This window comes from Bacillus sp. SDLI1, assembly GCF_001553895.1.
Lineage (GTDB): Bacteria > Bacillota > Bacilli > Bacillales > Bacillaceae > Bacillus > Bacillus siamensis.
Genome location: NZ_CP013950.1, coordinates 35,502 through 61,796, shown reverse-complemented (window position 1 = coordinate 61,796; position 26,295 = coordinate 35,502). Strand labels below are relative to the sequence as shown.

Here is a 26,295-nt window from a genome sequence, read left to right as displayed (position 1 = left end):
TTCACCCTATTCTGCTGGTAACCCTTGTTTTTCAATAGTGCCGTACAATCGATCGGCGATAAGTGCATACCCTTTTGCATTCGGATGAAAATCATCATCCTTTGAAATCCGGCTGCTGCCGCTTTTTTGACTGAACAAGTCTTCAACATTCACCGCGGCGGCGTGAGGATCTTTTTTCAGCTCTTTTGCGGCGATCTGGTTCCAATCAGTCACAACCCCGTTAATCTCTTTTAACTCAGGCAGCATAAATGTGAACGGATTGTACATGCTGACATACACCAGCTCAGCGTTTTGATTGTATTTGCGTATTTTTGAAATGATCGCCTTGAACCGTTTTTCAAAAGGTTTCTCTTCTTTTTGGAACGGCTGAACCGTCAGCTGCATAACGTTCTGGCGGAGCACCTTCATTAAATCATTACCGCCGATGGTAAAAAAGATATAGTCGGCGCCCTTCAATGATTTCTGCACTTTTTTATCATCAAGCTTTTTAAGCAGGTCAGACGTCTTGTCGCCCTGCACCGCATAATTTTTAATATCTACCGTTTTCACATGTCCCTTTTTCTTAAGGGAATCCGCCACCTTGCCGACGTATCCTGAACCGTCAGAATCTCCTACTCCTTCAGTCAATGAATCTCCGACCGCAGCTATGACAATATGATCTTTCGTTTTCGGTTCTTCAGCATCAGAACCGGTGCGCTGGACAGAACAAGCTGATAAAAGCAAGGCCAGTCCGGCGATCAATGAGAACATTCGCAGCTTCAATCTGGTTGCTCCTTCCCCGTCTACTAGTGGAAAGTGTAACATGTTTTTTCAGATTTGAAAATGTCTAATCTGCCAGTTTACTTGAGCTTCTCAGCCGCTTTGACATCTGAGAGGATGTCATCATACGGAACTTTCTGCACGCCGTCATAATCTTTGAGCACCTTGCCGTCAGGTCCGACTAAATAAAAAGAAGTTTTATGTATGACCTGATCTTCCCCCTTCGGCTTGTTGACGATTGCTTTAAAACTGTTCAGCGCAAAATCTTCAATGTCCTTTTGGCTGTAACCGGTCAGAAAATCCCAGTTGCGAAGTGAGAGCGGATATTTGGAAGCAAATGCTTTCAGCTGTTTAGGCGTATCATTTTCAGGATCTACACTGAACGACACAATCCGCACATCCGGGTTCTCAGCCTTCAGTCTTTTTTGCAGTTCAGTCATATGGGCTGTCATCGGCGGACAGACAGAATTACAATTTGTAAACATAAAATCCGCAATCCAGACATGCCCCTTCAGGCTTTTCAGTGACACTGTTTTTCCGTCTTGGTTCTGATATGAAAACGGCTCAATCTGATAGTTCAGCGGGTCTTTTATCGTCTTCCCCCCGCAGGCGCACAAGAGCAGCAAACAGATGACGGCAGCGAAGCTTTTCATTTTTTTCATTTCCATTCCCCCCATGGATAAAACGCTTACAGCATTCATCATAAAAAAATCCCCGCACCCTCCCTTATCAAAAGGAGGGCGCTAAGGAATGCGCGCCGTCATGCGTTATGTTTCAATATCTCTTGGTTGAAAACGGCCTCGTAATCTTTCCACTTCATACGGCGCTTAACATATTGTCGGAATGAATACACTGTTCTCACACTTCGTGAAGCAAAAACTTCTCTCAAATAAAGCTCAAGGTGCCGATGAATTTGAAAAAAATAATGTTCACCTTTCGTGACAACCGGTATTTCTGTCACTTTCACCTGAATCCCGTCCTGTCGTTTGAACTCTAGGCTTTTGAGTAACAAGATATCAATCCTTCTTTTTCGATTGTTTTCTTTTTATTATATACAATCTGAGAAAGCGTGTCTGTCATTTTGCGCGGCCGTTTTAAAAAAAGTCAGATTAACAGGTGGAACAGGTCCTGATCTTTATTCACTTCTACGTAATGGAATCCTTTTTGGTCCATCCGGGCAATGAGCGCGCCGTAATCTTCCCGATGTTTCAGTTCAATGCCGACCAATGCAGGTCCGCTGCTTTTGTTATTTTTTTTCGTATATTCAAACCGGGTGATGTCATCATCAGGTCCGAGCACTTCATCAAGGTATTCGCGAAGCGCTCCCGCCCTTTGCGGGAAATTAACGATAAAATAGTGCTGCAGCCCCTCATAAATCATGGAGCGTTCCTTCATCTCCTGCATTCTGCCGATGTCGTTATTCCCTCCGCTGACCACACAGATGACGTTTTTTCCTTTAATCTCTTCCTTGTACAGATCAAGTGCCGACACGGACAATGCGCCCGCCGGCTCAGCTACGATGGCGCATTGATTGTATAATTCGAGAATCGTGCTGCACACTTTTCCTTCCGGGACAAGAAGAATGTCATCAACTACGGTTTCAAGCGTCTGAAAAGTTTCCGCGCCGATTTTTTTTACAGCCGCCCCGTCAACAAATTTATCGATTTTCTCAAGTTCAATGACTTGTCCGGCTTTTTTCGATTCAAAATATGTAGCTGCGCCCTTCGGCTCCACCGCTATGATTTTTGTTTCCGGCGAAATGTTTTTCATGTACGTGCCCAGACCGGAAAGGAGTCCTCCTCCCCCTACACTCGCAAAGAGGAAATGCGGCTCAACGTCAATGTCATTTAAAATTTCAATGGCAGCCGTTCCCTGCCCCGCCATGACGTCCGGATCGTCAAACGGATGAATAAACGTGCGGTTTTCCTTTTCACAGCATTCCGCAGAACTCTTATATGCATCATCGAAAGTGTCACCCGTCAATATGATTTCAACAAATTCTTTTCCGAACAGCTCCACTTGAGATACCTTTTGTCTCGGTGTGGTTGACGGCATAAAAATCTTGCCGTGAATGCCGAGATGTTTGCATGAGAACGCAACCCCCTGCGCGTGGTTTCCCGCACTGGCGCAGACAATTCCGTTTTCAGTCTGCTCTTTTGAGAGCTGTCTCATTTTATTATAAGCCCCTCTGAGCTTAAATGATCTGACCACCTGAAGGTCTTCTCTTTTCAAATAGATATTGCAGTCATATCTCTCAGAAAGTCTGTCATTCCTCTGCAAAGGCGTATGTATCACAACGTCCTTTACGTTTTGGTGCGCTTTTAAAATGTCTTTTACCTGGATGAGAGAGTCTTCTTTAAGTAACGGTTTCATTTACAGAGTCCTTTCTTATTTAAATCCCTATTTAATATGCCATTATAACATGAATATTCAAATAATAAGATAATTATTTGAATTTCGTAAATAAAATTAAATAAACCGATTCATAAGAAAAAGATATTTTCAAAGGTGAAAACATGTTATACTTAAACCAATTAGAACCAAAAGGAGCCAATTCATGACTGTAATTGAACAATCTGATCCCTTTCATCAGCTAGCCGGCGAACATAAATCCTTTTTAGAAACGAAACGATTGGCCGCCAAATTCGCCTTATCGGATCTGCCTGTCTTCATCACGGGTGAAGTCGGAACCGGAAAAAAACAAATGGCCGCAGCGATCCACCATAAATCCCGCAGAAACAGCGAACTATTTATTACCGTTCACTGCAGCCAAAGCGAAGAGCGGCTCAATCATGAACTGTTCTGTGCTGAAGGTGCATTAAATAGGGCCCGCCGCGGAACATTATTCTTATATGAAATCGGAGACATGCCGCTGTCGGTACAGGCCCGCCTTCTTTCGGAGCTTGATGCCGGGCTTTCCGCCCGCATCATTGCAAGCAGCACGGCGGATCTTGCCGATACGGAAAACACGTTCAGCAAAGATTTATTTTACAGGCTTCACGTGTTATGCCTTCAGCTCCCTGCTCTATCTGAACGAAAAGGCGATATACCGCTCCTTCTTCAGCATATGCTGGCAGCCTCTGGGCAGCAATTGCATCTCGATCCGTCCGTTTATCCGCTGTTTGAGCGGCACACCTTTAACGGCAACATCAGAGAGCTTCAAAACGCGGCGCATTATATGGCTGCGGCAGCCTCCGGCGGTACGATTTATCCCGAGGATGTCCCGCCGTATATCAAAAACAGCCAGAAAGCGAAAACCGCCAAGAAAAAAGAAAAGCGCCTGACATTGATGGAGAAAGAAGAATTTTTGTTTATTTTGGAATCAATCAAAGGCTTAAATGCCAAAGGCGAACCCGCCAGCAGACGGAGCATATCCGAATTAAGTGAGAACGGCACAATGACATTGACGCCTCAGCAGGTCAGAAACAGGCTTGATTACTTAGAAAAGATGAACTATGTCACAAAAGGCCGGGGACGCGCAGGAACAAAAATCACAATAGAAGGATTAGGCTTTTTGCAGTCACTGCAAAAACAAATCCTTTAAAAGGAGGACATTTGATTGTTCACGATTAAAGAAGAAATCGCAAATGCCATCACACACGGAATCGGTGTATTGCTGTCGATTCCGGCGCTGATTTTTCTCATTATCTTCGCGGTGAAATACGGATCGCCGACAGACATCGCCAGCTTCTCGATTTTCGGCGCCTCAATGCTGCTTCTGTATCTCAGCTCGACTCTCCTGCACAGCATTCAGCATAAAAAAACGAAAGACATTCTTGAGATTGTGGATCACTCCGCGATTTACGTCTTAATAGCGGGGACATATACGCCATTTTTATTAGGGCCGCTTAAAGGCGCACTCGGCCTGACTCTTTTAATTATCGTTTGGTCGCTTGCCCTCGGAGGCATCGTGTTTAAAATCTTTTTCGTGAAGCGGTTTATCATTTTTTCAACGCTTGTCTATTTAATGATGGGCTGGCTGATTATCGTCGCCATTAAACCGCTGTACGCTTCGCTGTCAGGCCCGGGATTCGGCCTTCTTCTTCTCGGCGGCTTATTATATTCCGCCGGCACCGTTTTTTATATTTGGAGAAAGATCCCGTTTCATCACGCCATTTGGCACAGCTTTGTTTTAGGAGGCAGCGCCTCAATGTTTTTCTGTATTTTATTTTATTGTGTCAAAGTTCCCTTTATCTGAAATAAAAAAGCACAGCCTCTCGTAAAGAGACTGTGCTTTTTTTATGCACGGAGCCGTTTTTGAACGGCCGGATAATAAGCGGGCTTGACATGCAATTCAATGTCAGCCGGTTTCAGCCGTTTCAATAATCTGCCCCGAAGCAGCCGGTCTGTTCCCGTTGTGCTGACCGGAACAATCGGAAGGTCAAAACGCAGGGCCAGTTCCTCCGGATTGATTTTGCCGTCTTCAGAAAGAATCAGGCTTTGTCCTTTTTGCAGGCGGACTTCCGCCTCCTGACGCACGTCCCGGCTGTCTCCGTCACAAATGACGCCCATCAGTCTCAGCCAATTCCCGAGAAACGGCATCCGGAAAGCTTTCTTGCCGGCGATAAAACCAGCCGGATCTTCAAGATGTCCCGCAAGCAGCACAAGATCACCCACACCTAATCTGGGGTGCACATACAATACAGGTCCGTCCGGTATCGGCCGATCATGATGAATGCTGATTACCGATCCCGACACGTCAATGCAGCCCCTCATAAACGCTTTCGGCTGTTCGTACACCCGTTTCATCTGTTTTTGAAAAGAAAGCCGCGGGTCAAGCTCTTTTAGATTGATATATTCCTGAATATTTTTCATGAACATAAATACAACGTACATGACAAGGCAGCCGTAACGAATCAATTCTTGCCCCCCTGCTCGATCTCAATTCTTTTTCTCGTATACAAGGTACTCATAATCGTAAGGATTTTTTTCATCTTTTACTCCCTGTCTGCGGGATGTCAATTCCCATTCAGCTTCATTAAACTCCGGAAAAAAACGGTCACCTTCAAAGACATGATGAATTTTAGTCATGTAGAGTCTGTCCGCATATGGAAAGAGCGCACTGTACAGCTGGGCGCCGCCGATTACAAAGCATTCTTCATTCCCGGGGGTCAGTTTGAGCACTTCCTCAGCCGAGGAAGCGACAGTACAGCCTTGAAATAAGGATTCGTCCCGTGAAGTTACAACGATGTTACGCCGATTCGGAAGCGGACGTCCGATTGATTCAAACGTTTTCCGCCCCATCACAATGGTGTGTCCAGTCGTCACTTTTTTGAAATATGCGAGATCATCCGGAAGGTGCCAAGGCAGATCGTTATCTTTTCCGATCAGCCGGTTTTCATCCATCGCAAAAATAAACGAAATCATACGCTGACAGCTCCTTTTATATGCGGATGCGGGTTATAATCCTCAATGATAAAGTCTTCAAACGTAAAATCAAAAATAGAATCAACGTTGCGCGCAAACCGCAGTTTCGGCAGCGGGCGGACATCTCTTGTCAGCTGCAAATTCACCTGTTCCACATGGTTTTGATAAATGTGGACGTCTCCGAACGTATGAACAAACTCACCCGGTTCAAGACCCGTCACATGCGCGATCATCATTGTTAAAAGCGCATAAGACGCGATATTAAACGGCACGCCGAGAAAAACATCCGCCGACCGCTGGTAAAGCTGGCACGACAGTTTTCCGTCAGCGACATAAAACTGAAACAGGCAGTGGCAAGGAGGAAGCGCCATATGATCAATTTCGCCGACATTCCACGCGCTGACGATTAACCGCCGGGAATTCGGATTGGTCTTGATGTCATGAACCAGCCGGGAGATTTGATCAATCGTCTCGCCGTCCGCTCCGCGCCATGAGCGCCATTGAGAGCCGTAAACCGGTCCGAGCTCTCCGTTTTCATCGGCCCATTCGTTCCAGATGCGTACTCCGTTTTCCTGAAGGTAGCGGACATTCGTGTCTCCTTTTAAAAACCAAAGCAGCTCGTGCGCGATTGATTTAAAATGGAGCTTTTTCGTCGTAAGCATCGGGAAACCTTCCTGAAGGTTAAAACGCATTTGGTAGCCGAACGTGCTGATCGTCCCCGTTCCCGTACGGTCTCCTTTTCTTTCTCCGTTTTCTAACACATGACGGCACAAATCTTTATATTGTTTCATCTTTTTTCATCCTTTTAACGTAGTCTTTTAGTAGTGTAACACAATAAAAAATCATTTCTGCAAAATTTCTCAGAAATGATTTTTTTATTTCTTCACGTTATTACACGCTCATCCAGTCAGGCGGCGTATTCCGGTCCCAATAAATGCTGCCGAGCTCATGGTGTGATTGGAATCCGTCTTCAGCGGTATGGTAATGAAAATTAAACCAGTAGCCGTCTTGCGGAGGATGATCCCGGCGGACGTGGAATCTTAAAAGATCTTCACCCGTCAGCCTGTTATACACATGAAAAATTTTTTCGGTTTTTCCGGCTGACGGCTTGCTGGAAATGACCACATCCTGATACGCTTCATCATCTTGAAACTTGGCTAAATGCCCTGTGATCACATCTTCGATTTTCGGCAGAATTTCACTTCTGTAATCATCTTCAATGACCGGAGAGATTTTGCTGCCGAATTTTAGAAGTGATTGATTTTCAGCATCACCAAGAAGCTGCTGCTGATACGATTGAAACTGTAACTCAGGCTCCCGCCCTGCCTTCTCTTCCCCCGGCAGGGAGTGTTCATCATAAAAAGCGGTGTAATCATTCTGCTCAAGACTGCTCGACTGTCCTGAAGGCTTGTCTGTCATCAAAGCAGCCGGAGGAGACACGAGCCCGAACGTTACAATGGTAAACAGAACCACAAGGGTCTTTTTCATCCACAATTTCATGATAGATAGTTCCCCTCTGTTTTATTGTCCTCTTGTCCCTATATTCTAGCATAGATCAAAGCGCGGCGTCATGTCCGGAAGCGCCTGATCATACAATATGGGAAATTGGTAACTGTGACCGAGCGGCTAAACCGCTTACAATAAGAAAGAGAAAAAGGAGGGGATGAGATGATTAACGCTTTATTTGCGACTGTATCACTTCTCACGCTGCTTTATTTTATCGTGATGGAAATCACTGATTAACGAAAGAGAAGCTCATGATATCATGAGCTTACATGAATGACACCGAAGTGGAAAAGCGCCGTTTTTCTTTTCAGCACCTTGAAGCCGTATCGTTCAAACCGCGGGCTTTTCCAATGGTCTTTAAGCACTACGCATTTTTTCGCCGCCCGAACGGCTTGCGTGATGCACTCTTCGTTAAAACCTTCTTCTGCCAGCGCACGGAGCGGCGCAATGCCGTCTGACGTTTCAACAGGTTCGTGAAACATCGGGTCAAAATAGATGACATCTACCGATGAATCAGGAAGCTCCCGCAAATAATCGGCGCAGTCGGCATGCTTGACTTGAATGCGTTTCATGGCGGCTTGCAGCGGTTCAATACCGGTTTCCCACGTTTGAAGGCCTGTTTTAACAAGCAATGAGACAAGCTCATTTTTCTCCAGGCCGATTACTTGTCCGCTTTTTCCGACAGCCATGCTTGCCAAAATCGCATCGGATGCCAGGCCGAGCGTGCAATCTAAAAAGGAGTCCCCTTCGCGTAAACCGGCTGCTTTTAACATCGGCTCGGCTTCCCCTTTCAATAACCGCTTTGCCCGGAACATCGCTGTATTCGGGTGAAAAAAGAACTTTTCCCCTTGCTTCGTGTAAAGTTCGAACCGTTCCTTTCCAATGACCAAAAGATCGTTTGCCGCTCGTTCCAGCATTTTTTCAATGGGCTGTTTATTGCGGCTGCAATAGGTGTCACCCAGCCTGTCACTGAGAGACTGTGCTGTGTGTATCGTATATTCGCTAGGTCTGTAACTGGTTGTGATCATTTATTTCTCCAAAAAGAAAATGCCCGGAATTCGGGCATTTCAGCAGTGTGCATCGAAGGCATTCGTCAGATTTTTCATAATTTCCTCCATGTCATGCCCTTCGATTTCGTGGCGGGGAATAAAGTGAACGACCTCTTTCCCTTTTAACAGCGCCATTGATGGCGAGGAAGGTTCCTGCCCCGTAAAATATTCACGCATTTTTGCAGTCGCATCTTTATCTTGACCGGCAAATACGGTAACCGTATGATCAGGCGCTTTTTCATGCTGTAAAACAGCCTGAGTCGCAGCCGGACGGGCAAGACCCGCGGCACAGCCGCACACGGAGTTGACAACGACCAATGTCGTGCCCTCAGCTTGTTCCATAAAGCTTTCCACTTCTTCCGCCGTCGTTAATTCCTGAAAACCCGCGCCCGTCAGCTCGCGGCGCATCGGCACGACCAGCTGGCGCATATATTCTTCATAAGCCATTGACATAAAAACAGCCCCCTCTAAAATCCTGATATGATGTCAAGGATACTATAGAGGGAGCTGGAATTCAATTGTTCAGGCCACTGATTTAAATTTTCATGATTCCGCCCGTATTGGCGCTTGTCACGAGTTTGGAATACCGTGCAAGATATCCTGTTTTGACTTTCGGCTCAAAGCCTTTCCAATTCGCCTTACGTTTTTCCCATTCTTCTTCAGGCACTTGCACATCCAAAATCCGTTTTTCTATGTCAACGATGACATGGTCTCCGTTTTCGACGAATGCGAGCGGGCCGCCCTCAGCCGCTTCAGGGGATACGTGGCCGATTGAAAGGCCGCGGGACGCCCCTGAAAAACGTCCGTCTGTAATAAGCGCCACTTTCGGGCCAAGCCCCATTCCGACAATCTGAGAAGTCGGAGCGAGCATCTCCGGCATGCCAGGACCTCCTTTTGGACCTTCATAACGGATAATGACAACGTCTCCTTCTTTTACTTTGCGGTTTATAATGCCTTCAAGCGCGGCATCCTGTGAATCAAAGACGACAGCGGGGCCTTCGTGTCTTGTAATCCCGTCCTGTACGCCGCCTGTTTTGATAATGGCGCCGTCCGGAGCCAGATTCCCAAACAGCACGGCCAAACCGCCTTTTTCGGTAAACGGATTGTCAAGCGGATGAATCACGTCATAATCCTTTACTTCATGACCTGCTATTGTTTCTCCGAGTGTCCGGCCTGTCACAGTCAGCGCGTCAAGATGAAGCGCGCCTTCTTTTTTCGCCAATTCATTAAGGGCCGCAGAGACTCCGCCCGCTTCATGCAGATCTTCAATGAAGACATCCGAGGCCGGCGCCAATTTTGATAAGTGAGGTACTCGTTCAGCCACTTCGTTAATGCGTTCTAATGAGTACTCGACTCCCGCTTCATTGGCAAGCGCAAGCGTATGAAGCACTGTGTTGGTTGAGCCGCCGAGAGCCATATCTAACGCAAACGCGTTGTCAATCGCTTTTTCTGTGACGATATCACGCGGCTTAATGTCCTTTTTAATGGTTTCCATCAATTGGGCCGCTGATTTTCTCACAAACTCTCTTCTTTCCGGAGAAGCCGCAAGAATTGTTCCGTTGCCCGGAAGCGCCAGACCGAGCGCTTCAGACAGACAGTTCATCGAGTTTGCCGTAAACATGCCTGAACAAGATCCGCACGTCGGACAGCCGAACTGTTCCAGCTCCTGCAGTTCGCCTTCACCGATTTTCCCGGCTTGATAGGCGCCGACGCCTTCAAATACTGAAGAAAGCGAGATCTTGCGGCCGTCGTTTGTGCGGCCGGCTGCCATCGGCCCGCCGCTGACAAAAATGGTCGGGATATTAATCCGCATAGCTGCCATCAGCATTCCCGGCGTAATTTTGTCACAGTTCGGAATGCAGACCATTCCGTCAAACCAGTGCGCCGAGACGACCGTTTCAACTGAATCGGCAATGATTTCACGGCTCGGCAGCGAATATCTCATTCCGATATGCCCCATTGCGATTCCGTCATCTACTCCGATTGTGTTAAATTCAAAAGGGACTCCGCCCGCTTCCCTGATTGCTTCTTTTACGATTTTTCCAAATTCCTGCAGATGAACATGTCCGGGAACGATATCGATGTATGAATTGCAGACCGCGATAAACGGCTTGCCGAAGTCTTCTTCTTTTACGCCGGCAGCGCGAAGCAGGCTGCGGTGCGGCGCTCTGTCAATTCCCTGTGTGATCATGTTGCTGCGTAATTCTGCCATGGTGATCCCCCTACTGTTTTTAGACTGTGCGATATTTTTAAAATTTTCAGTTTATTTAAGGGCGCATTCTGTATATATCTCCAGTTACAGCGTTTCCGCCCTGTCCGCTTTCGTATTCTTTTTGTATATCGATAAAAACCCTCCAACAATTAATATTGTACTTACTATATAGAGTTTTGAATCATTTTTCAACAATATTCTAAATAATTTTTATAAAAAGTGAATTCAAATAAAAAAGGTGCATGGCGCACCTTTTTATTACTGCTGTTCTTTTTTTCTGCTTTCAGTCATTTGTTTCCAGACTGAACCTTTCGCCTCTTCTCCGTGCTCAATCCGTTCAATCGCCATTTTGACCTGCAGGCTGACTTCGAATTCCGGATCGTCTTCCGCCGCTTTTAATGCTTCCAGCGCTGTTTCATCGCCGACTTCATATAAAAACATGGCCGCGCGCCAGCGCACGAGCTTGCTTGAGTCACTGAGCGATTTTATCATTGCCGGAATCGCGCTCGCATCGCCGATATCTGACAGGCAGTCACCCGCCGTCCTTCTGACCGTCACCGTTTTGTCTTCAAGCGCTTTGTATAAAAGCGGAAGCACAGACGGCTTTTCGATCATTCCTAAATAGACGACGGCTTGTCTTCTGATCGAGGTCTTCGGATCATGAAGCGCTTTTTCCAATACAGGTAAATCGTCTTCATCCGGGTCCATTTGCTCAAGATGGGCATAGCGCTGTTTCCAGTCTTCATCATCGAGCATGTCCGGAGTCACTTTATAAGCTTTCCGCTGCACTGCCGGCTTGGCCTCACCCTTTTGCTGTGCAGCCGCTTCGGTCAGGCGTTTGAGCCGCTCATCACTGTAAGCAGCCTGAAGCTCTTCTGTGACATCGTGTCCGATTTCGGTAAAATCCCCGAAGCGGACGCCTTGTTCTTTCCAGGAGCGCTCAAATACGACATTTGAGGCTTCCGAACGCAGCTTTAATATGGCTTCTTGAAAACGTTCCGGAAGGCCGAACCGTTCTTCACGTTCGCCGTCCGTCAATTTGACCTGCATCGGGATTCCGCTGAACATTTGGACGAAAACCTTCACTTCTCCGAATGATTCCTGTTCAGAACGGCTCTCAGTTTGCTCCGTTTGTTCCATTCCGAAGGCTGATCGGACTTGCGGCAGAATTTCCTTCCAGTCAAAACGGGCGTTTCTCTCCACAGCCAAAAAATCAGCAACATGATAAACGCCTTTTACTCCCTCAATCTTTAAAATATCACGTACGACGGCCGGAGCATCTTCTGCCTGATCCGGCTTGTAATTGTTGCTTTTGCCTGCCGGAAGCTCTTCGGTCAAGATCACTTTCATCGTGTTCGGACTCGGCGTCGGTTCTATTGATTTAATCTTCATTTTGGTCCTCCTATGCACAATCTGACACTTATTCTAACACAGCCTGCACAAGCGTTCTATTGCCCCGCTTAGCTTTTTGTCATGCTGGCGGCAAACTGCAATAGAAATTGATGCCGCTCCCCTGCCAATCCGGCCCCTGTTTTTGTATTCATTAAGCCGAGCCGATACCCGCAGCGCCGATCGCATCAAGCATGTCTGCATCCTGAAACAACTTTTCCTTCCAATGAAAGCGGCTGTTTTTTCAGCGGTTCCCTGTGCAAAAATGACATCCCTGTGATCATATCCGCGATCTCCCGAACGGAGTCATGCGCGATGTTGAAAGAGCAGCCAGCCGTTCTGTCACTCCGCCCGCCGTCAGCCTTTCTTCGAGCTTATCATCAATTAGATCATGAACCAACGCGGCCGCCTCGGTGCGCCTTCTTCTTTTGCAATACAAACAGAAAGTGTTGCGATCCGGGAAATATGAAGCCTGTCATGGCCCGTTCTTTCATTGATAAGCGGTTCTTTTTCGTTCACCGTGTCACCTCTTATAGAGCCAAAAGCCTCTGTACTGTATCTTCAAGCTCCTTCGGGTTGACGTTTGGAGAAAAACGCCCGGTGACCTCGCCGTTTCGGTCCACAATAAACTTAGTGAAATTCCATTTGACCGCCTTTGTGCCGAGCATCCCCTTCGCCTTCTCCGTCAAATATGTGAAAAGAGGATGAGCGTCTGCTCCATTGACATCCACTTTCGCAAACATCGGGAATGTGACGCCGTAATTTTTCACACAGAATTCCTGAATTTCCGCCTCGTTTCCGGGCTCTTGGTTCATAAATTGATTGCAGGGAAATCCTAATATTTCAAGCCCTTCCTCCCGGTATGTATCATAGAGCTCCTGAAGCTGCTTGAGCTGGGACGTGAACCCGCATTTGCTCGCTGTATTCACAATGATCAACACCTTGCCCCTGTAAGCCGATAGCGTCATGTCTTCGCCGGTTATGGTCCGTACGTTTATGTCGTAGATTGTCATCTGCGCCCCTCCTTCTTTCATTCTTCATTTATTTTAACTGTTTTACAATGCAAAACAAACGGAAACCGCTTTTCCCTTCCATTTACCGGTAAACATTTTTTTCGAGGAACCAAACGGCTCTTTGCCCGTCATAATAAAGAGCCGCCCCGAATTTATGCCCATTTGCCGCTTTCATCCTGTCTTTATGTGTTAATTGCGGCTTATTACGCCGGGATGGATTGAAAAATGGCTTAAAAATTTCTATAATGAAGAAAATTAACGGGGAATAACGGAGGTGGCATGTTGCCTATTAATATACCAAATCACCTGCCCGCTAAGCAGGTGCTTGAAAGTGAACACATCTTTGTAATGGATGAAAGCCGGGCTTTTTCTCAGGATATCCGGCCGCAGAAGATCGTGATTTTAAATCTGATGCCGAAAAAAATCCAAACGGAAACCCAGCTCCTCAGGCTGCTTGGGAATTCGCCTTTACAAGTTCACTTTACATTCCTAATTCCGAGCACACATACTCCAAAAAATACAGCAAGGCAGCATTTGGATGAATTTTATACGGAATTTTCCAGCATCCGCCACAAACGGTTTGACGGAATGATTATTACCGGCGCTCCGATTGAGCACCTGCCGTTTGAAGATGTTTCTTACTGGGAAGAATTAAAGGAAATTATGGAGTGGAGCAAAACGAACGTCACTTCAACGCTCCATATCTGCTGGGGGGCTCAAGCCGGTTTATACTACCATTACGGCATTGAAAAAACGGAGCTGCCGAAAAAAATCTTCGGCGTGTTTGAGCATACCGTTCTTAAAAAACACGAGAGATTGGTAAGAGGCTTTGACGAGCTATACTATGTGCCCCACTCACGGCATACAGATATTAATACGGAGCAGCTGAAATCTGCTTCAGATTTGGATGTGCTGAGCGTTTCAGAGGAAGCCGGTGTCTGTTTAATCGTTTCAAAAGACGAAAAGCAGATTTTCTTAACGGGTCACCCGGAATACGATACTGATACGCTTCTTCAGGAGTATGAGAGGGATATAGAAAGAAAGCTTTCAAACGTAGAAGCTCCTAAGCACTATTTTGCACCCGGCGGGAAAGAACCTGTAAACCGCTGGAAGGCTCATGCGACGTTATTGTTTATGAATTGGCTGAATTATTATGTATATCAGGAAACCCCGTATGAATGGGATTAATTTTTGTTTTGAGTGATACGGTGACAAAAATATGATAAAATACTCTTGATTCAGTATGGGTATAACAGAACTTTAAAATACTGGAACATATCAATTAAATTTAGTTTAAATATGTTGCCGCGCTTATTATAAAATGATGTACTTGTGTTATGTTTATCTATAGACAATAACTCCTTACGATGCATGAAGCTTGCTTGTTGTTGATTACATTGAGGTGAATTTACTTGAATACCAATAAAAAAGTATTAATTTTGACTGCAAATTACGGAAACGGACATGTTCAAGTGGCCAAAACGCTCTACGAACAATGTCTGCGTCTCGGCTTAAAAGTGACGGTTTCCAATTTGTATCAAGAGTCAAATCCGATTGTTTCAGAGGTTACTCAATACCTTTATTTAAAAAGCTTCTCAATCGGGAAACAGTTTTATCGTTTGTTTTATTACGGAGTTGACAAAATCTATAATAAACGCAAATTCAATATTTATTTTAAAATGGGAAATAAACGTCTGGGCCAGCTCGTGGAAGAGCATAAGCCAGACATTATAATCAATACATTTCCGATGATTGTCGTACCGGAATACAGACGGAGAACCGGAAAAGTGATCCCGACGTTCAACGTTATGACCGATTTCTGCCTTCACAAAATCTGGGTTCATGAAAATGTGGATAAATACTATGTCGCCACGGATTACGTGAAGGAAAAACTGATTGAAATCGGCACTCATCCGAACAACGTAAAGATCACAGGCATTCCCATCAGGCCTCAATTCGAGGAAACGATGCCGAAAGAACCGATTTATAAAAAATACAATCTTTCTCCCGACAAAAAAGTGCTTCTTATTATGGCGGGAGCGCATGGTGTGCTGAAAAACGTAAAAGAACTGTGCGAAAACCTCGTTCATGACGATCAGGTCCAAGTTGTAGTGGTATGCGGCAAAAACGGCTCGCTGAAAGAATCACTCAGCAGCTTGGAAAGCGGCAATACCGACCGCCTGAAAGTGCTCGGCTATGTAGAAAGAATCGACGAGCTGTTCCGGATTACGGACTGCATGATTACAAAACCGGGCGGCATCACGCTGACGGAAGCGACAGCGATCGGCGTACCGGTTATTTTGTACAAACCCGTGCCAGGACAGGAAAAGGAAAATGCCATTTTCTTTGAAGACTGCGGTGCGGCTGTCGTGGTCAACCGCCACGAAGAAATTTTAGAGTCTGTCACCTCCCTTCTTGCGGATGAGGAAAAGCTGAACCGGATGAAGGACAATATTAAAAGCCTTCACCTCCCCAACTCTTCTGAAGTCATTTTGCAGGACATTATAAAAGAATCTGAACTGATGGCCGGGAAGGCAGATATGGCAATGTCATAACAAAAAGCACACGAATGATTCGTGTGCTTTTTGTTCGGATAAGTGTTGCCGCTGGAAAAATAAAGATAAAAAATAGGGATCGGCCGCTTGACGCCCGCTCCCATTTGGTGTATAGTTGAACCATCATTTAACAACGTTTACATACGTACGGTTGGATGATGACAAAATTTTTTTTAGCACGAAGGTGCTACAGTACTAGGAGGAATTAAGCAATATGCAAAACGGTAAAGTAAAATGGTTCAATAACGAAAAAGGATTCGGCTTCATCGAAGTTGAAGGCGGAGACGATGTATTTGTTCACTTCACTGCTATCGAAGGAGAAGGATACAAATCATTAGAAGAAGGACAAGAAGTTTCTTTTGAAATTGTCGAAGGTAATCGTGGACCTCAAGCTTCTAATGTTGTAAAACTCTAAACTCAATACATGTTGATCAGATGACAAATAGAGGAGAGGCGCATGCCTCTCCTATTTGATTGCCGTCTGAATCTCGATTGCTACAATATTCTGCTTGCACCGCTGCTCGATTTCTTCAATTTGTTTCTCCATTGACGGCATTCCTTTTTTCGCCATTTCCGCTAAACTTCCCAAATCACCGTATATTTCTTTAAATGTCTGCTGAAGGATTGTTTTTAAATCTTTATCATTCACGGCTGGTTTTTCCCTTCTCTCCCAAGATACCCTGAATAATAGTAAATAAGCCCTAATTATCAGGTTCAATAGTTATATCGGCTTATTTTCTATATTTTTTTCTATTTTCCATACATATTTCTAAAAAAAATCTCCAAACTATTTGCGGAGGTGTTTTTTATGGACTCTGAATTTTTTCCAAACGGACTGACGGATAAACGCCAGCTTGAATTAGCGGTGGAAACGGCCCAGAAAACAACAGGCGCGGCTACTCGGGGTCAAAATTCAACTTTGGTTGAATCTGCTTACCAGGCGATTCAGGATGCGAGAACGATGTCACAATCCAGTGAACTGCAGGCACTCGATCAAGATTTCCTGCAAAAGCAGCGAATGCTTCTGGACGATTGCCAGCACCAGCTCGATGAATTCAAAAAATAAAACCGCAAAAGCTGCGGTTTTATTTTTTATTGATTTGTCAGCACCTTGCCGTAGGCTTTCAGTTTCTCCCCCACTGTGCATTGATTAATGCAGAAAGAATGGGCGTGCGTTTTTCCGAACTCCTTGCGGAAATGCTTTTTAACAAAGCAGTCTTTGCAATATTCATCCTGAAGCTCTGTCAATTCTTTATAAATACTTTTTTTATCCAATATCAGTCATCTCCGTTACCTTCTAGTATAATGCGGCTTTCAATCTGCCGGTTATCCGAAAGAATTTTTCTGGCAAGGTCATCCGCTTCTTGATTTTCCTTTCGGTTTACGGCTTCATATGTCGGGGTCAGCTTTAAGGATTCGAGCAGCGCTTCAATTTTATCGAGCCAGTCGTTTTGCGTATCATCATAGCACGGCCAGCTGCCGTCAAGCTGATGCAAAACGACGAGGGAATCCCCTTTTATCGTGATTGAATTTCTGCTTGCGCCAAGTTCCTGCACTTCCTTAAGCGCTTCGTACAACGCGGCATATTCCGCCTCATTGTTCGTCTGAAGCGTTAAGCTTTTGTTTTTTCGTATGCGGTGGCGCTTGCCGCCGAGAGAATAATACACGACAATTCCGAGTCCGGCTAAGCCGCTTTTTTTGTCAAAGCCGCCGTCGAAATACACCGTAATGTCGTCAGGTTCGTGCGCAAGCTCTTCCGTAAGTTTTTCCAGCTCTTTTAGCGTCCAGCTTGCGCCTTTTTCATCCTCAAAATAAATGTCTTTTATATATGGAAAGCGGCTGACTTCTCTTGCAAGCATGCGCGCTTTCGGAACGGTCATCCAATCTTCAGAAAAAAACGCGACTGGGCCTGTTCCTTTTGCTTCTATTTCGATATACGGCTTAAGATTCATTGAAATCACCTTACCATTCATTAGTTGACGGGCGTGTGCTATAATCAAACCATTCTCAAATTGAAAGGAAGTCAGCAGGTTTTGTTTAATGATGTGTTATGGATTTTATTTGCGATCATTCATTTTATCATTGTTCTTTTGTTTTATAAAGGATTTGGCAAAACGGGCCTATTTGTATGGATCGGTTTCGCCACGGTGTGCGCCAACTTGCAGGTCGTCAAAACAGTTGAGCTGTTCGGTCTTACGGCGACACTCGGAAATATCATGTACGGCACCGTTTTCTTCGCAACGGATGTGCTGAACGAAAAATACGGTCCCCGGGAAGCGCGCAAAGCCGTCTGGCTCGGCTTTTCCACTTTGCTCGCTTTGACATGCGCCATGCAGGGGGCTCTTTTATATAAACCGGATGCGTCAGATATCGCGCAGCCTGCCCTTGAGACGATTTTCGGTTTTCTGCCGCGTGTTGCGCTCGGAAGCCTCTTGGCTTTTATTTTCAGCCAAACGATAGATGTTTATGTATATTCCGCCATTCGGCGAATCTTTCCTTCTGATCGGCTTCTCTGGCTCAGAAACAGCGGAAGCACGGCGCTCAGCCAGCTGCTGGATACATTTATTTTCACTGCCGTGGCCTTTATCGGTGTTTATTCTGCGGGAGTGTGGTTCAGCATTTTTATTTCAACTTATCTGATTAAATTTGCGGTATCACTCATTTCTGTCCCATACGCATATGCGGCAAAACGAATGACACCGAACGGAGAGTGACGGATGATGCCCGCTGAAATTTATGTAGACGGCGCAAGCGCCGGAAACCCGGGTCCGTCCGGTATCGGTATTTTTATTAAGCATGAGGGGAAATCAGAATCTTTCTCAATTCCGATCGGCGACCATTCAAATCAGGAAGCTGAATTTCTCGCTTTAATTGAAGGAATGAAGCTGTGTGCCGCCCGCGGATATGATTCCGTGTCATTCCGGACGGATTCAGATATCGTGGAGCGGGCCGCTGAACTTGAAGCGGTTAAAAACAAGGCTTTCCAGCCGTTTGTGGATGAAATTGTCCGATTAAAGGCCGGGTTTCCATTGTTTTTTATTAAGTGGATTCCCGGCAGACAGAACCAAACAGCCGATCAGCTCGCAAAAAAAGCGGTTCGGCTGAATAAATAACCGGAATGAAATTGCGTCATACTGTTCATCCTACAAATGAGGTGAACAGCTATGAGAAAAGAAAATAAAGGCCGGCTGACCGGAGGCGTGAATCCTCAGGGAAATATGGAGGGAAATGCGCACAAAGACCCGAAATCAGCCCTTGAAAACAATGCAAAAAAAAGCAATACAAAACGCTAGAGGGATCAGCTGATCTCTCTGGCGTTCAGTTTTTCGAGCATCCTTTCAATTCCTTTTATTTGATGGCGTCTGAGCATTAAGGATGCTTCTTCCATCTTCAATGAAAAAATCGCTTCTTCAAGCGTACAGACTAACGGCACTTCGCAATGTATTTCAGCAAGCTGCCTTGACAGCTCCAATTCTTTTAAGCTTTGCTGAATTTTCGTTTGCTGGCCCTTCGGCAGTAAAGCGAGACTTTCTAATAACCGTTCTATGTTTTCGTATTCACGGATCAGCTTGTACGCCGTTTTTTCTCCGATTCCTTTAACGCCGGGATAGTTGTCGCTTGTATCTCCCATCAGCGCCTTTATGTCAATCAGCGCTTTTGGAGGAACTCCCGTTTCTTCTCTGAATATCTCATCTGTATATACCTTATAATTGCCGATGCCCTTTTGCAGCAGGGCCACCTGAACTTGTTCATTCAGCAATTGAAGCAGATCCTTATCGCCCGTTACGATCGTAATTTCCGCTTCCCCGGAAAATAAGGCAGAGAGCGTACCGATACAGTCATCCGCTTCATAGCCTTTTATACCGATGTTTAAAAACCCAAGCTCACGCGCCGCTTCTTTCGCTAAATCAAATTGCGGAATGAGCTCAAGAGGCGGTTCGCTCCGGTTGGCCTTATAATCCTGAAACAAGTCATTGCGGTACGTTTTGCTTCCCATATCCCAGCAGCAGACGACATGTGTGGGCTGAAAAGTATCAACCGCCGTAATGAGATGCTTTAAAAATCCGTTGACTCCGTTTGTCGGAATTCCGTTTTCATTTATCATAAAATTGCGATGCACGGCCGTGGCGAAAAACGAACGGAATAAAAGCGCCATGCCGTCAACGAGCAGTAATTTGTTATTCATATATCGAAAACTCCTTTTTTATTCAATGCTCCTATTTTACCATAGGAAAGCCGTAAAAAAACAGCATCCTCCCGTTTGGAAGATGCTGCCGTCACGTTACTCGCCGTGTCTTTTATTGCTTGCCATCAGCTTTTCAGCTTCACGGCCGGCATAGGAATCAAATGTCTGTCCGAAGCCGTTTTTCTTTTTGGCATTGTTATTCTGCTGTGCATTTCTGTTTCCCAGTTTTGTTCTGCCCATTGTCATATCCCCCCTTAGAGAAGATACGGATAGTATGCGCAGCAAGCGCTGACGCCACACACGGCAGGTTCAACCATTACTGTCTGCTGACGAATTCTTTCACCATTTCTTCACTTACGAATCGCCTTTGCGGCACTATTCCCTTTTCAGCCAGCTGGTTCATTTTTGCGGTGATGCCGTTGATGGCATCTGTCGTGAACGGTTCATTCCGTCTGCATTTTACAATGGCTTCTTCAATCGCCTGTTCACGCTGATAATCAAGCTGCACAAATGTTTTGACGTGCTGATGCTGTTTTGCGGAATGTGCTGAAATTGCTTTATGGACTTCTGACATAAAAGGTTTCATCTCGCTTTTTTCATTTTAGTCTACCACGACTGTTATCTACCCGCCAACCGGATTTTTAAATTTTCAGCATTTCATCTTTCTTTTTCCATGCTTTTCCGGCTTCGTAAAGGCGTTCAATTTCTCCGGCACCAGTATTTTCCTCAAGCCCCCGTATATAAGTGTCACGCTGCTCGCGGATCTGGGACAGGCTTTGAACCGCCATTTTTTCCTGAAGCCGGCGCACCTGCTCAGTATAGCGCGCTGAAAGGCTTTCTTTCTCCTGCTCAAGCCATCTTTCTGTCACTTTTTGCAGGCTGAGCCTGAGCCCCTCCACAAATGACGCTTTTCCGTTCTGTTCAAAAAACTGTTTCGGCGATTTCACTTCTTTTACGTGATGTGTGAATGCTGAGACATCAATGACCGGCGCGACCTCTTTCAGCTGAACGGCAAATTCGTTTTCAGCGCTGACATAAATGGAAAAATCCCCGTCTTCCATGAGCTTCTTCCGGCAGTTCTCCATCCACTCCTCAGTCATATGGCGCTCAATAAACCCGGTCATCCGGATATCGAGCGTCTTCAGCTCTTGAATGTATTCAAAACGGAATTCCTTCAGCGCCTCCTTCAGCGCCGCTGATAGATTTCGTTTCCAATCGCCATTTTGAAGGCCCGGATGGAAGGCGGTTTTCAGCATATCATTCGCATAAAACGACAGACGATGTTTAATGTGATAGAGCTGTTCTTCCGTATCTTTCATCACTTTTCGAATGATGACCTCAGACGTACGGCGCTTTGAAACATCAGCGAGTGCTTTTTCATAAGAAGATTCCAAACGCTGTTTCTTTTTTTCTTTTTCTTCTGCCGACTGGTGAAGAGATTCATGAAGCTGTTCCACCATATCGCACAATTTGTCCGCCTCTGTTTGCAGCTGCGCGCAGCTGGCCCTCATTACATCTTCCTCAATAAAGTGTGCAAGTCCGGTTCTTACATCAGAGAACCCGTTATAGAAAGCTTTATTTTTCCCCGCAAGCTCTTCTTTACTTGAAACATGATATAATTTCGGCTGTTTAATTCCTTCTTTTGAGAGTTCAGAACGGACATAGTCTTTGACAGTTTCCAGCTCGCTTTCCGTTTTGGCAAGATCGGCAGCGTTAATGACAAAAAACATTTTATCCATGCCGAATGATTCTTTGACGAGGCCGAGTTTCTTCAGAAAAGACCTGTCTCCTTTTGAAAAAGAATGCTGATAGTACGTCATATAAAAGAACGCGTCAGCATCTTTTATATATTGAAAGGCAAGCTCTGTATGGCGCTTGTTTATACTGCTTGCTCCCGGCGTATCAACAATGGTAATGCCTTTTTGCGTGAGAGGCGAATCATAATACACGGTGACTTCCTTCACGCAGCAGGCCGTTTTTTCTTCAGCTGCGTACGGTTTTACATCTTCAATCGGAACCGTCAGTGTCAGCCTCTGACGGATCTGTTCTTCGTACGTATTAAACGCCTGAAGCATCGTTTGAATCACCGGCGTAAGATCATCAGGCACTTTTCCCTTTTTAATGGCATAATTCCATCTCTCGTTCAGTGACCGCCCTTTTATGTCAGCATCTTTCAGCTCCGTCAGCTGAAGCATTTCAGCGTCCAGCTCCTCTTCCGTTTTAAAAACAATTTCCGCAGATTTATGCGGTTTGCCGTCTTGCGGTTTCGTTATTTTGTTGATCGTGGCCGTTGTCGGCGTCGGTGATGAAGGAAGCACGTATTCCCCGATCAGCGCATTGGCGAACGATGATTTCCCCGAGCTGAAACCTCCGAATAACGCCAATGTAAATTGACGGTTTTCAAGCCGCTCAATCCTGCTTCGAAAGGCTTCTGCCTGTTTTCCTAATAGGCTTGATGAGTCAAGAATCCCCGCCAGTTCATAGAACCGATCCACTTGCTCTTTTATAGAAAGTTCCTTCACCGCAATTTTCTCGGGCTGGTTTACTTCATGCAGTACAGTCTCTATTGGTTTCTTTTTTTGGACAGGCGCTTTCGCAAGGCGTTTTTTTTGCGTATACCAGTCGCTGCTTTCCGTATCATAGGCGGATTCTTCTTCCCACAAAGCGCGGACGCGGGCAGCTTTTTCTTCGGCATTGCGCTCTTTTTCTGCCGATTGCGCAAGTTCATCTCTTATTGCTCTTTCTTTCTCAAGCCGTTTTTTCAGGCTCTCTATAAGCGGTCCGTTTTTTGCCTGCACAAAAGCGGTCAGTTCCTCAATGAGCTCTGCTGTCTGCCTTTTCGCTTCTCTTCGGATCATGTCGGCGAGATCTTTCGAATAGGTTAATACGTATTCAGCTGAAAAGGCCGCTCCCTGCTTTAGGGCCTGTGCGGTGATATCATCAGAAAGCGTTGTGCGGTACGCCTGTATTTTCTTGATCAGTTTATCAGATTCCGCTTCATAACGCTTGGCCGCTTTCGTAAATGTGTCGATAATATGCCAATCCGCTTCCCCTTCCGTTCTTTTTTTAATATCAGCAAAAAATTCAGCCTGCCTTCTCTCTTTTTCCGCTGCCGTTTTCGCTTTTGAAAAGAAAAATCCTGTTTTGAACGAGGGCTGCTGCGATTCAATATAAGCAGATGCAAGCTCCCTCATCTCAAACGGTGTCAGATTAGCGTTTTGCAAGATGTTCTGCACGTCTTTTCTGATGTCTTTCTCTGCTGTTTCAGCCTGTTGAACGGCATTTTCAAGTTCAGCTTCGACAGAACGGACGAGTGTTTCCTGTTTCTCAAACCGCTCCTCGCTGCCGCTCTTAGCATCTTTTACGAGCATGTCTGTATGCTCCTTGACCAAGTGTTCGACTTTTTTCTCCGTTAAGAGCCATAGATTCGTTTTTGCCTGCCGTTTCAACTGCTGCAGATGTTTTTTCAGCTTTTCAATGCCGTTTAACGGATGATCAGGCTCGGTGACAGATGTAAAGAAAAGCGATTCCTTCGGTATTCCAAGGCCTTCGAGCATCTCTTCCACCTGCTTGCGATACTCTTCAAACTTTGTTTCGGTTTCATCATGCCTGTCAATTTGGTTGACGATCAAAAACAGATTCGGAACACGGTCCTTGACGGAGCTGAGAAACAGCATATTTTCTTCTGAATGAACATGATTATAATGAACGACGTAAAATAAAGCATCAGCCTGGTGAAGAATTGATGCGGCTGATAAAAAATGCGCTTCGTCGGTTGAATCAATCCCCGGTGTGTCAATGTAGGCCGCATGGGGCTCTGACTCCTCAAAGCCGGCATAGACTTCCACCGTCTCAATCTGCTCACCGTCTTTACAAAATTGCTGCACTTGTTCTTTATCGTAACTTCCTTCTATTTCTGCATAAGCCCCGTCAGTCGTATGAAGCACGACTTTATCCGCACCGTGCCGGATGACAACGAGGTTGGCGCTTGTGGGAATCGGACTTGTCGGCAGTATGTCCTCACCGAGCAATGTGTTTAATAAAGAGGATTTTCCTGCCGAATAATGCCCGGTAAATGCGATATAAACCTCTTCATCAGCCGCTTTTTTCATAATGGCCGCAAGCTGATCGGCCCGTTTTTCATCATGGTGATCCAAAAATTGTGCGTATAAAGCTCCCGTTCTGCTGAATATCTCCCTGTTACGGCGTTCTTCTTCTGTCATGTGTCTTTACCCCTTTGTGTCTGTCGCATCAAATGACGTTTTCGTTTTTAGAAAGCTCTGAAAAAACCTCTCCCCCATTTTACACAAGAATGGCTTACTTTTCTTCAGGAAACGCAAAAAAGCCGCCGATATCGGCAGCTGATAAAGAAAAAACACCCGCGGCCGGAAAAACCGCAGATGTTTAAGAGGACATTGATTTATTCGAAACTTTTTTCAAAACAAAACCAATTAAAACACTGTATGTACAAACGGCTGCTAGTAAAAATAACATGGTCATTTTCCGCACCACCTTGAATGAGAATCATTTTCATATTTACATCTTATCACGAGTGAGAATGATTTTCAATCCTATTTTGCGGTGTTTTCTTCTAAAGCCTTCTCTTCGGCGCGAATTCTTACAGTGAGCATGCATGCATTCAAGATTGAAAAGAGAAACAATGTCCAGTACGCTCCGTATAACAGCGGCAGCAAGATAAATTCTAAAATGACGACCGCATAGTTCGGGTGCTTCATCCACCTGTACGGCCCTTTTTTGACAAGCTCCGCATCCGGCACGACAAGAATTTTCGTATTCCAATATTGCCCTAATGATAAAAGCGCCCAATACCTGATCCCCTGCACAAAGAAAATGATACATATAATAGCGGCCCACCTTGGAGAAGGCGCTTTATGGAATGCCGCCACCTCGGCTGTAAGAGAGACAAAAAAGAGCACGTGCATCAGGACGAGAAAGGGATAATGCCCTTCTCCGTATTCGACGGCGCCTTGCTTTTTCACTTTCCGCTCATTGCGCCGGGCTACGATCATCTCCGCAATCCGCTGGACCGCAAGCAGCATGATAAACAGCCAAAACATTAAGATGCCCCCTTTTCCCAGCTGAACAGCAAAAGCTCAGACGAAAATCCCGGCCCGAGAGCGCCGATCAGCCCTTTTTCGTTTTCTTTCTGCATCCCGTGCAGCAGCTGCTCTTTTATGACATGAAAAATAGTTGCGGAAGACATATTCCCGTGTTTTTGCAGCACCTTCTGAGATGCAGCAAGCTGTCCGGTGTCCATTGAAAGACTCGTTAAATAGGCGTCAATGACCTTTTTCCCGCCGGGATGGGCAAGAAAGGTTTTAATGTCGTGAGACAGGATTCCCTGTTCTTGTAAAAATACATTAACATTGTCTTTCAGCCAATGCGAAACAAGGGTAGGAATGTCTCTTGAAAAAATGACTTGAAACCCGCTGTCGGTGAATTCCCAGCCCATCACATCTTCCGCATCGGGCATCATCACCGATTGAGTGGCGAATATCCGCGGAACGAGCGGCTGTTTGACGTCTTTTCGGTTCGCCTTCTCCCCTCCGATCAGCACGGCGGCAATTCCGTCCGCAAACAGGGAGGTTCCGATTAAGTTGCTTTTTGACTTGTCCTCAGGCTGAAATGTTAAGCTGCAAAGCTCAGCCGCGATGACAAGCACGTAAGCTTCGGGATAGGCGCGGCAATATTCGTACGCCCTGGACAGGCCGGCCGCTCCGCCTGCGCATCCTAGTCCCCAGATCGGAATCCGTTTTGTTTTTGGAGAAAACGGAAGCTGATTCATCACTTTCGCTTCAATGCTCGGTGTCGAAAGCCCGGTGCTGGAAATAAAAAAGATCGCATCCACTTTTTCATATGGAATCGGGTTTGTTAAACATCGGGGGTTTGTCAAACAATCAACCGCCGCATCCACACTGTGCTTAACGGTTTCTTCCGTATACAGCCGGTTTTTTTCTGAAAAATCCCGTGCCGTTTTATACCATTCAATCGGCCGGACAAACTGTCTTGATTCAATTTCGCCGTTTTGAAAAGCTTTTAACAGCCGATCAATATCCTTAAATGAATTGGCAAACATCCCTCTCGCAAAATCCGCCGCCGTTTCTTGCGAGACATGATATTCCGGAATGCTGGTTCCGACCGATAACACATATGCCATGCCCATCACCTCTTCACATAAAGGTTTCCGCTTTTTTCCTGAATGTATGCATAAGTTTGAATCGAGGATTTCACTGACATG

32 protein-coding genes and 2 pseudogenes are annotated in these 26,295 nt (G+C 45.7%); 10 read left to right on the top strand and 24 right to left on the bottom strand.

What is annotated here, in order from left to right; translation table 11 throughout:
- Nucleotides 1-6: 6 nt before the first annotated feature.
- From AUL54_RS00440 to ilvA, 4 genes are all read right to left on the bottom strand, one after another.
- Nucleotides 7-762, bottom strand: coding sequence for an SGNH/GDSL hydrolase family protein (locus AUL54_RS00440; RefSeq protein ID WP_060962505.1), 756 nt, complete (start codon nucleotides 760-762; stop codon nucleotides 7-9).
- A 77-nt stretch (nucleotides 763-839) separates the two neighbouring features.
- Nucleotides 840-1,421, bottom strand: coding sequence for an SCO family protein (locus AUL54_RS00435; RefSeq protein ID WP_029575231.1), 582 nt, complete (start codon nucleotides 1,419-1,421; stop codon nucleotides 840-842).
- Nucleotides 1,422-1,519: 98 nt separating this feature from the next.
- A complete protein-coding gene (locus tag AUL54_RS00430; protein ID WP_016936679.1) occupies nucleotides 1,520-1,771 on the bottom strand; it encodes a DUF2535 family protein in 252 nt (83 codons plus the stop codon).
- Nucleotides 1,772-1,863: 92 nt separating this feature from the next.
- Nucleotides 1,864-3,132 carry a threonine ammonia-lyase IlvA gene (gene ilvA, locus AUL54_RS00425; protein ID WP_016936680.1) on the bottom strand — a complete coding sequence of 423 codons (1,269 nt, stop codon included), beginning with the start codon at nucleotides 3,130-3,132 and terminating at the stop codon, nucleotides 1,864-1,866.
- 184 nt (nucleotides 3,133-3,316) lie between these two features.
- On the opposite strand from ilvA, the gene AUL54_RS00420 reads away from it, so the two are divergent.
- Together AUL54_RS00420 and trhA are read left to right on the top strand one after the other, a co-directional pair.
- On the top strand, nucleotides 3,317-4,303 hold the full coding sequence (locus AUL54_RS00420) for a sigma 54-interacting transcriptional regulator (RefSeq protein WP_060962504.1): 987 nt from the start codon (nucleotides 3,317-3,319) through the stop codon (nucleotides 4,301-4,303).
- A gap of 15 nt (nucleotides 4,304-4,318) precedes the next feature.
- Nucleotides 4,319-4,957 carry a PAQR family membrane homeostasis protein TrhA gene (gene trhA, locus AUL54_RS00415; protein ID WP_016936682.1) on the top strand — a complete coding sequence of 213 codons (639 nt, stop codon included), beginning with the start codon at nucleotides 4,319-4,321 and terminating at the stop codon, nucleotides 4,955-4,957.
- A 41-nt stretch (nucleotides 4,958-4,998) separates the two neighbouring features.
- Here trhA and AUL54_RS00410 read toward each other — a convergent pair whose 3' ends face one another.
- The 10 genes and pseudogenes from AUL54_RS00410 to AUL54_RS00365 all read right to left on the bottom strand — a co-directional run bounded on the left by AUL54_RS00410 (nucleotide 4,999) and on the right by AUL54_RS00365 (nucleotide 13,295).
- Entirely contained in the window at nucleotides 4,999-5,619 is a 621-nt protein-coding gene (locus tag AUL54_RS00410; protein ID WP_060962503.1) for a lysophospholipid acyltransferase family protein, read from the bottom strand.
- A gap of 21 nt (nucleotides 5,620-5,640) precedes the next feature.
- Nucleotides 5,641-6,126, bottom strand: a complete 486-nt coding sequence (locus AUL54_RS00405; RefSeq protein WP_060962502.1) for a dihydrofolate reductase — start codon at nucleotides 6,124-6,126, stop codon at nucleotides 5,641-5,643.
- Entirely contained in the window at nucleotides 6,123-6,917 is a 795-nt protein-coding gene (locus AUL54_RS00400; RefSeq protein WP_060962501.1) for a thymidylate synthase, read from the bottom strand. Before AUL54_RS00400 ends, AUL54_RS00405 begins: the two co-directional genes overlap by 4 nt.
- Nucleotides 6,918-7,017: 100 nt before the next feature.
- Nucleotides 7,018-7,626, bottom strand: a complete 609-nt coding sequence (locus AUL54_RS00395) for a YpjP family protein (protein WP_060962500.1) — start codon at nucleotides 7,624-7,626, stop codon at nucleotides 7,018-7,020.
- A 263-nt stretch (nucleotides 7,627-7,889) separates the two neighbouring features.
- Nucleotides 7,890-8,660, bottom strand: a complete 771-nt coding sequence (locus AUL54_RS00390; RefSeq protein ID WP_060962499.1) for a class I SAM-dependent methyltransferase — start codon at nucleotides 8,658-8,660, stop codon at nucleotides 7,890-7,892.
- Nucleotides 8,661-8,699: 39 nt separating this feature from the next.
- A complete protein-coding gene (locus AUL54_RS00385) occupies nucleotides 8,700-9,134 on the bottom strand; it encodes a BrxA/BrxB family bacilliredoxin (RefSeq protein ID WP_060962498.1) in 435 nt (144 codons plus the stop codon).
- Nucleotides 9,135-9,216: 82 nt separating this feature from the next.
- Complete coding sequence (gene ilvD / locus AUL54_RS00380) at nucleotides 9,217-10,893, bottom strand: dihydroxy-acid dehydratase (RefSeq protein ID WP_060962497.1); 1,677 nt, start codon at nucleotides 10,891-10,893, stop codon at nucleotides 9,217-9,219.
- A 258-nt stretch (nucleotides 10,894-11,151) separates the two neighbouring features.
- Nucleotides 11,152-12,285 (bottom strand): conserved virulence factor C family protein, encoded by a 1,134-nt coding sequence (locus AUL54_RS00375; protein ID WP_060962496.1) that lies wholly within the window; start codon nucleotides 12,283-12,285, stop codon nucleotides 11,152-11,154.
- 68 nt (nucleotides 12,286-12,353) lie between these two features.
- Nucleotides 12,354-12,816, bottom strand: a pseudogene (locus tag AUL54_RS21860) (HD domain-containing protein).
- On the bottom strand, nucleotides 12,813-13,295 hold the full coding sequence (locus AUL54_RS00365; RefSeq protein WP_016936690.1) for a glutathione peroxidase: 483 nt from the start codon (nucleotides 13,293-13,295) through the stop codon (nucleotides 12,813-12,815). The pseudogene AUL54_RS21860 and the gene AUL54_RS00365 overlap by 4 nt, the downstream one beginning before the upstream one ends.
- 282 nt (nucleotides 13,296-13,577) lie before the next feature.
- On the opposite strand from AUL54_RS00365, the gene metA reads away from it, so the two are divergent.
- From metA to cspD, 4 genes and pseudogenes are all read left to right on the top strand, one after another.
- Nucleotides 13,578-14,483, top strand: coding sequence for a homoserine O-acetyltransferase MetA (metA, locus tag AUL54_RS00360; protein WP_060962495.1), 906 nt, complete (start codon nucleotides 13,578-13,580; stop codon nucleotides 14,481-14,483).
- Between the two features lie 224 nt (nucleotides 14,484-14,707).
- Nucleotides 14,708-15,850, top strand: a complete 1,143-nt coding sequence (locus AUL54_RS00355; RefSeq protein ID WP_060962494.1) for a diglucosyl diacylglycerol synthase — start codon at nucleotides 14,708-14,710, stop codon at nucleotides 15,848-15,850.
- 87 nt (nucleotides 15,851-15,937) lie between these two features.
- Nucleotides 15,938-16,049: pseudogene (locus tag AUL54_RS21020) on the top strand (hypothetical protein); the annotation flags it as partial.
- A 15-nt stretch (nucleotides 16,050-16,064) separates the two neighbouring features.
- Nucleotides 16,065-16,265, top strand: coding sequence for a cold-shock protein CspD (gene cspD / locus AUL54_RS00350; RefSeq protein ID WP_003153604.1), 201 nt, complete (start codon nucleotides 16,065-16,067; stop codon nucleotides 16,263-16,265).
- Nucleotides 16,266-16,316: 51 nt separating this feature from the next.
- Here cspD and AUL54_RS00345 read toward each other — a convergent pair whose 3' ends face one another.
- Nucleotides 16,317-16,499 (bottom strand): hypothetical protein, encoded by a 183-nt coding sequence (locus AUL54_RS00345; RefSeq protein WP_049628657.1) that lies wholly within the window; start codon nucleotides 16,497-16,499, stop codon nucleotides 16,317-16,319.
- A 159-nt stretch (nucleotides 16,500-16,658) separates the two neighbouring features.
- Here AUL54_RS00345 and AUL54_RS00340 point away from each other — a divergent pair, with 159 nt between their 5' ends.
- Nucleotides 16,659-16,916 (top strand): DUF2564 family protein, encoded by a 258-nt coding sequence (locus AUL54_RS00340; RefSeq protein WP_016936693.1) that lies wholly within the window; start codon nucleotides 16,659-16,661, stop codon nucleotides 16,914-16,916.
- 26 nt (nucleotides 16,917-16,942) lie between these two features.
- On the opposite strand, the gene AUL54_RS00335 is transcribed toward AUL54_RS00340, so the two are convergent.
- Nucleotides 16,943-17,125: a zinc-finger domain-containing protein gene (locus AUL54_RS00335; RefSeq protein ID WP_003153581.1), complete on the bottom strand. Its 183-nt coding sequence runs from the start codon at nucleotides 17,123-17,125 to the stop codon at nucleotides 16,943-16,945.
- Nucleotides 17,126-17,127: 2 nt separating this feature from the next.
- On the bottom strand, nucleotides 17,128-17,802 hold the full coding sequence (locus tag AUL54_RS00330) for a ribonuclease H family protein (RefSeq protein WP_060962493.1): 675 nt from the start codon (nucleotides 17,800-17,802) through the stop codon (nucleotides 17,128-17,130).
- 81 nt (nucleotides 17,803-17,883) lie between these two features.
- On the opposite strand from AUL54_RS00330, the gene AUL54_RS00325 reads away from it, so the two are divergent.
- From AUL54_RS00325 to sspL, 3 genes are read left to right on the top strand one after another with little or no spacing between them, the layout of a single operon-like run.
- The gene (locus AUL54_RS00325) at nucleotides 17,884-18,564 is read left to right on the top strand and encodes a queuosine precursor transporter (RefSeq protein ID WP_060962492.1); all 681 of its coding nucleotides are present in this window, start codon (nucleotides 17,884-17,886) and stop codon (nucleotides 18,562-18,564) included.
- A 6-nt stretch (nucleotides 18,565-18,570) separates the two neighbouring features.
- Nucleotides 18,571-18,963 carry a reverse transcriptase-like protein gene (locus AUL54_RS00320; protein ID WP_060965027.1) on the top strand — a complete coding sequence of 131 codons (393 nt, stop codon included), beginning with the start codon at nucleotides 18,571-18,573 and terminating at the stop codon, nucleotides 18,961-18,963.
- A 51-nt stretch (nucleotides 18,964-19,014) separates the two neighbouring features.
- Nucleotides 19,015-19,143 (top strand): small, acid-soluble spore protein L, encoded by a 129-nt coding sequence (gene sspL / locus AUL54_RS00315; RefSeq protein ID WP_003153575.1) that lies wholly within the window; start codon nucleotides 19,015-19,017, stop codon nucleotides 19,141-19,143.
- Nucleotides 19,144-19,148: 5 nt separating this feature from the next.
- Here the strand turns inward: sspL and AUL54_RS00310 are convergent, their stop codons facing one another.
- The 7 genes from AUL54_RS00310 to AUL54_RS00290 all read right to left on the bottom strand — a co-directional run bounded on the left by AUL54_RS00310 (nucleotide 19,149) and on the right by AUL54_RS00290 (nucleotide 26,214).
- Nucleotides 19,149-20,036: a 5'-3' exonuclease gene (locus AUL54_RS00310; RefSeq protein WP_016936697.1), complete on the bottom strand. Its 888-nt coding sequence runs from the start codon at nucleotides 20,034-20,036 to the stop codon at nucleotides 19,149-19,151.
- Between the two features lie 96 nt (nucleotides 20,037-20,132).
- Nucleotides 20,133-20,276 carry a hypothetical protein gene (locus AUL54_RS21015; protein WP_101605452.1) on the bottom strand — a complete coding sequence of 48 codons (144 nt, stop codon included), beginning with the start codon at nucleotides 20,274-20,276 and terminating at the stop codon, nucleotides 20,133-20,135.
- A gap of 76 nt (nucleotides 20,277-20,352) precedes the next feature.
- Nucleotides 20,353-20,610, bottom strand: a complete 258-nt coding sequence (locus AUL54_RS00305) for a YpbS family protein (protein WP_016936698.1) — start codon at nucleotides 20,608-20,610, stop codon at nucleotides 20,353-20,355.
- A gap of 67 nt (nucleotides 20,611-20,677) precedes the next feature.
- The gene (locus AUL54_RS00300) at nucleotides 20,678-24,259 is read right to left on the bottom strand and encodes a dynamin GTPase (protein WP_060962491.1); all 3,582 of its coding nucleotides are present in this window, start codon (nucleotides 24,257-24,259) and stop codon (nucleotides 20,678-20,680) included.
- 181 nt (nucleotides 24,260-24,440) lie between these two features.
- A complete protein-coding gene (fbpC, locus tag AUL54_RS21010; protein ID WP_095241696.1) occupies nucleotides 24,441-24,536 on the bottom strand; it encodes a Fur-regulated basic protein FbpC in 96 nt (31 codons plus the stop codon).
- A 71-nt stretch (nucleotides 24,537-24,607) separates the two neighbouring features.
- On the bottom strand, nucleotides 24,608-25,114 hold the full coding sequence (locus AUL54_RS00295; RefSeq protein WP_045926127.1) for an isoprenylcysteine carboxyl methyltransferase family protein: 507 nt from the start codon (nucleotides 25,112-25,114) through the stop codon (nucleotides 24,608-24,610).
- The gene (locus AUL54_RS00290) at nucleotides 25,114-26,214 is read right to left on the bottom strand and encodes a type III polyketide synthase (protein WP_060962490.1); all 1,101 of its coding nucleotides are present in this window, start codon (nucleotides 26,212-26,214) and stop codon (nucleotides 25,114-25,116) included. Before AUL54_RS00290 ends, AUL54_RS00295 begins: the two co-directional genes overlap by 1 nt.
- Between the last annotated feature and the right edge of the window lie 81 nt (nucleotides 26,215-26,295).

Coding starts and splice junctions, on each gene's coding strand:
- fbpC (WP_095241696.1), bottom strand. CDS start 24,536: ATGACCATGTTATTTTTACTAGCAGCCGTTTGTACATACAGTGTTTTA.
- AUL54_RS00400 (WP_060962501.1), bottom strand. CDS start 6,917: ATGAAACAATATAAAGATTTGTGCCGTCATGTGTTAGAAAACGGAGAA.
- AUL54_RS00290 (WP_060962490.1), bottom strand. CDS start 26,214: ATGGCATATGTGTTATCGGTCGGAACCAGCATTCCGGAATATCATGTC.
- sspL (WP_003153575.1), top strand. CDS start 19,015: ATGAGAAAAGAAAATAAAGGCCGGCTGACCGGAGGCGTGAATCCTCAG.
- AUL54_RS00420 (WP_060962504.1), top strand. CDS start 3,317: ATGACTGTAATTGAACAATCTGATCCCTTTCATCAGCTAGCCGGCGAA.
- AUL54_RS00310 (WP_016936697.1), bottom strand. CDS start 20,036: ATGAATAACAAATTACTGCTCGTTGACGGCATGGCGCTTTTATTCCGT.
- AUL54_RS00320 (WP_060965027.1), top strand. CDS start 18,571: ATGCCCGCTGAAATTTATGTAGACGGCGCAAGCGCCGGAAACCCGGGT.
- AUL54_RS00365 (WP_016936690.1), bottom strand. CDS start 13,295: ATGACAATCTACGACATAAACGTACGGACCATAACCGGCGAAGACATG.
- ilvA (WP_016936680.1), bottom strand. CDS start 3,132: ATGAAACCGTTACTTAAAGAAGACTCTCTCATCCAGGTAAAAGACATT.
- AUL54_RS00390 (WP_060962499.1), bottom strand. CDS start 8,660: ATGATCACAACCAGTTACAGACCTAGCGAATATACGATACACACAGCA.
- AUL54_RS00435 (WP_029575231.1), bottom strand. CDS start 1,421: ATGAAAAAAATGAAAAGCTTCGCTGCCGTCATCTGTTTGCTGCTCTTG.
- AUL54_RS00305 (WP_016936698.1), bottom strand. CDS start 20,610: ATGTCAGAAGTCCATAAAGCAATTTCAGCACATTCCGCAAAACAGCAT.
- AUL54_RS00330 (WP_060962493.1), bottom strand. CDS start 17,802: ATGAATCTTAAGCCGTATATCGAAATAGAAGCAAAAGGAACAGGCCCA.
- AUL54_RS00395 (WP_060962500.1), bottom strand. CDS start 7,626: ATGAAATTGTGGATGAAAAAGACCCTTGTGGTTCTGTTTACCATTGTA.
- cspD (WP_003153604.1), top strand. CDS start 16,065: ATGCAAAACGGTAAAGTAAAATGGTTCAATAACGAAAAAGGATTCGGC.
- AUL54_RS00385 (WP_060962498.1), bottom strand. CDS start 9,134: ATGTCAATGGCTTATGAAGAATATATGCGCCAGCTGGTCGTGCCGATG.
- AUL54_RS21015 (WP_101605452.1), bottom strand. CDS start 20,276: ATGGGCAGAACAAAACTGGGAAACAGAAATGCACAGCAGAATAACAAT.
- ilvD (WP_060962497.1), bottom strand. CDS start 10,893: ATGGCAGAATTACGCAGCAACATGATCACACAGGGAATTGACAGAGCG.
- AUL54_RS00300 (WP_060962491.1), bottom strand. CDS start 24,259: ATGACAGAAGAAGAACGCCGTAACAGGGAGATATTCAGCAGAACGGGA.
- AUL54_RS00405 (WP_060962502.1), bottom strand. CDS start 6,126: ATGATTTCGTTTATTTTTGCGATGGATGAAAACCGGCTGATCGGAAAA.
- AUL54_RS00340 (WP_016936693.1), top strand. CDS start 16,659: ATGGACTCTGAATTTTTTCCAAACGGACTGACGGATAAACGCCAGCTT.
- AUL54_RS00295 (WP_045926127.1), bottom strand. CDS start 25,114: ATGTTTTGGCTGTTTATCATGCTGCTTGCGGTCCAGCGGATTGCGGAG.
- AUL54_RS00375 (WP_060962496.1), bottom strand. CDS start 12,285: ATGAAGATTAAATCAATAGAACCGACGCCGAGTCCGAACACGATGAAA.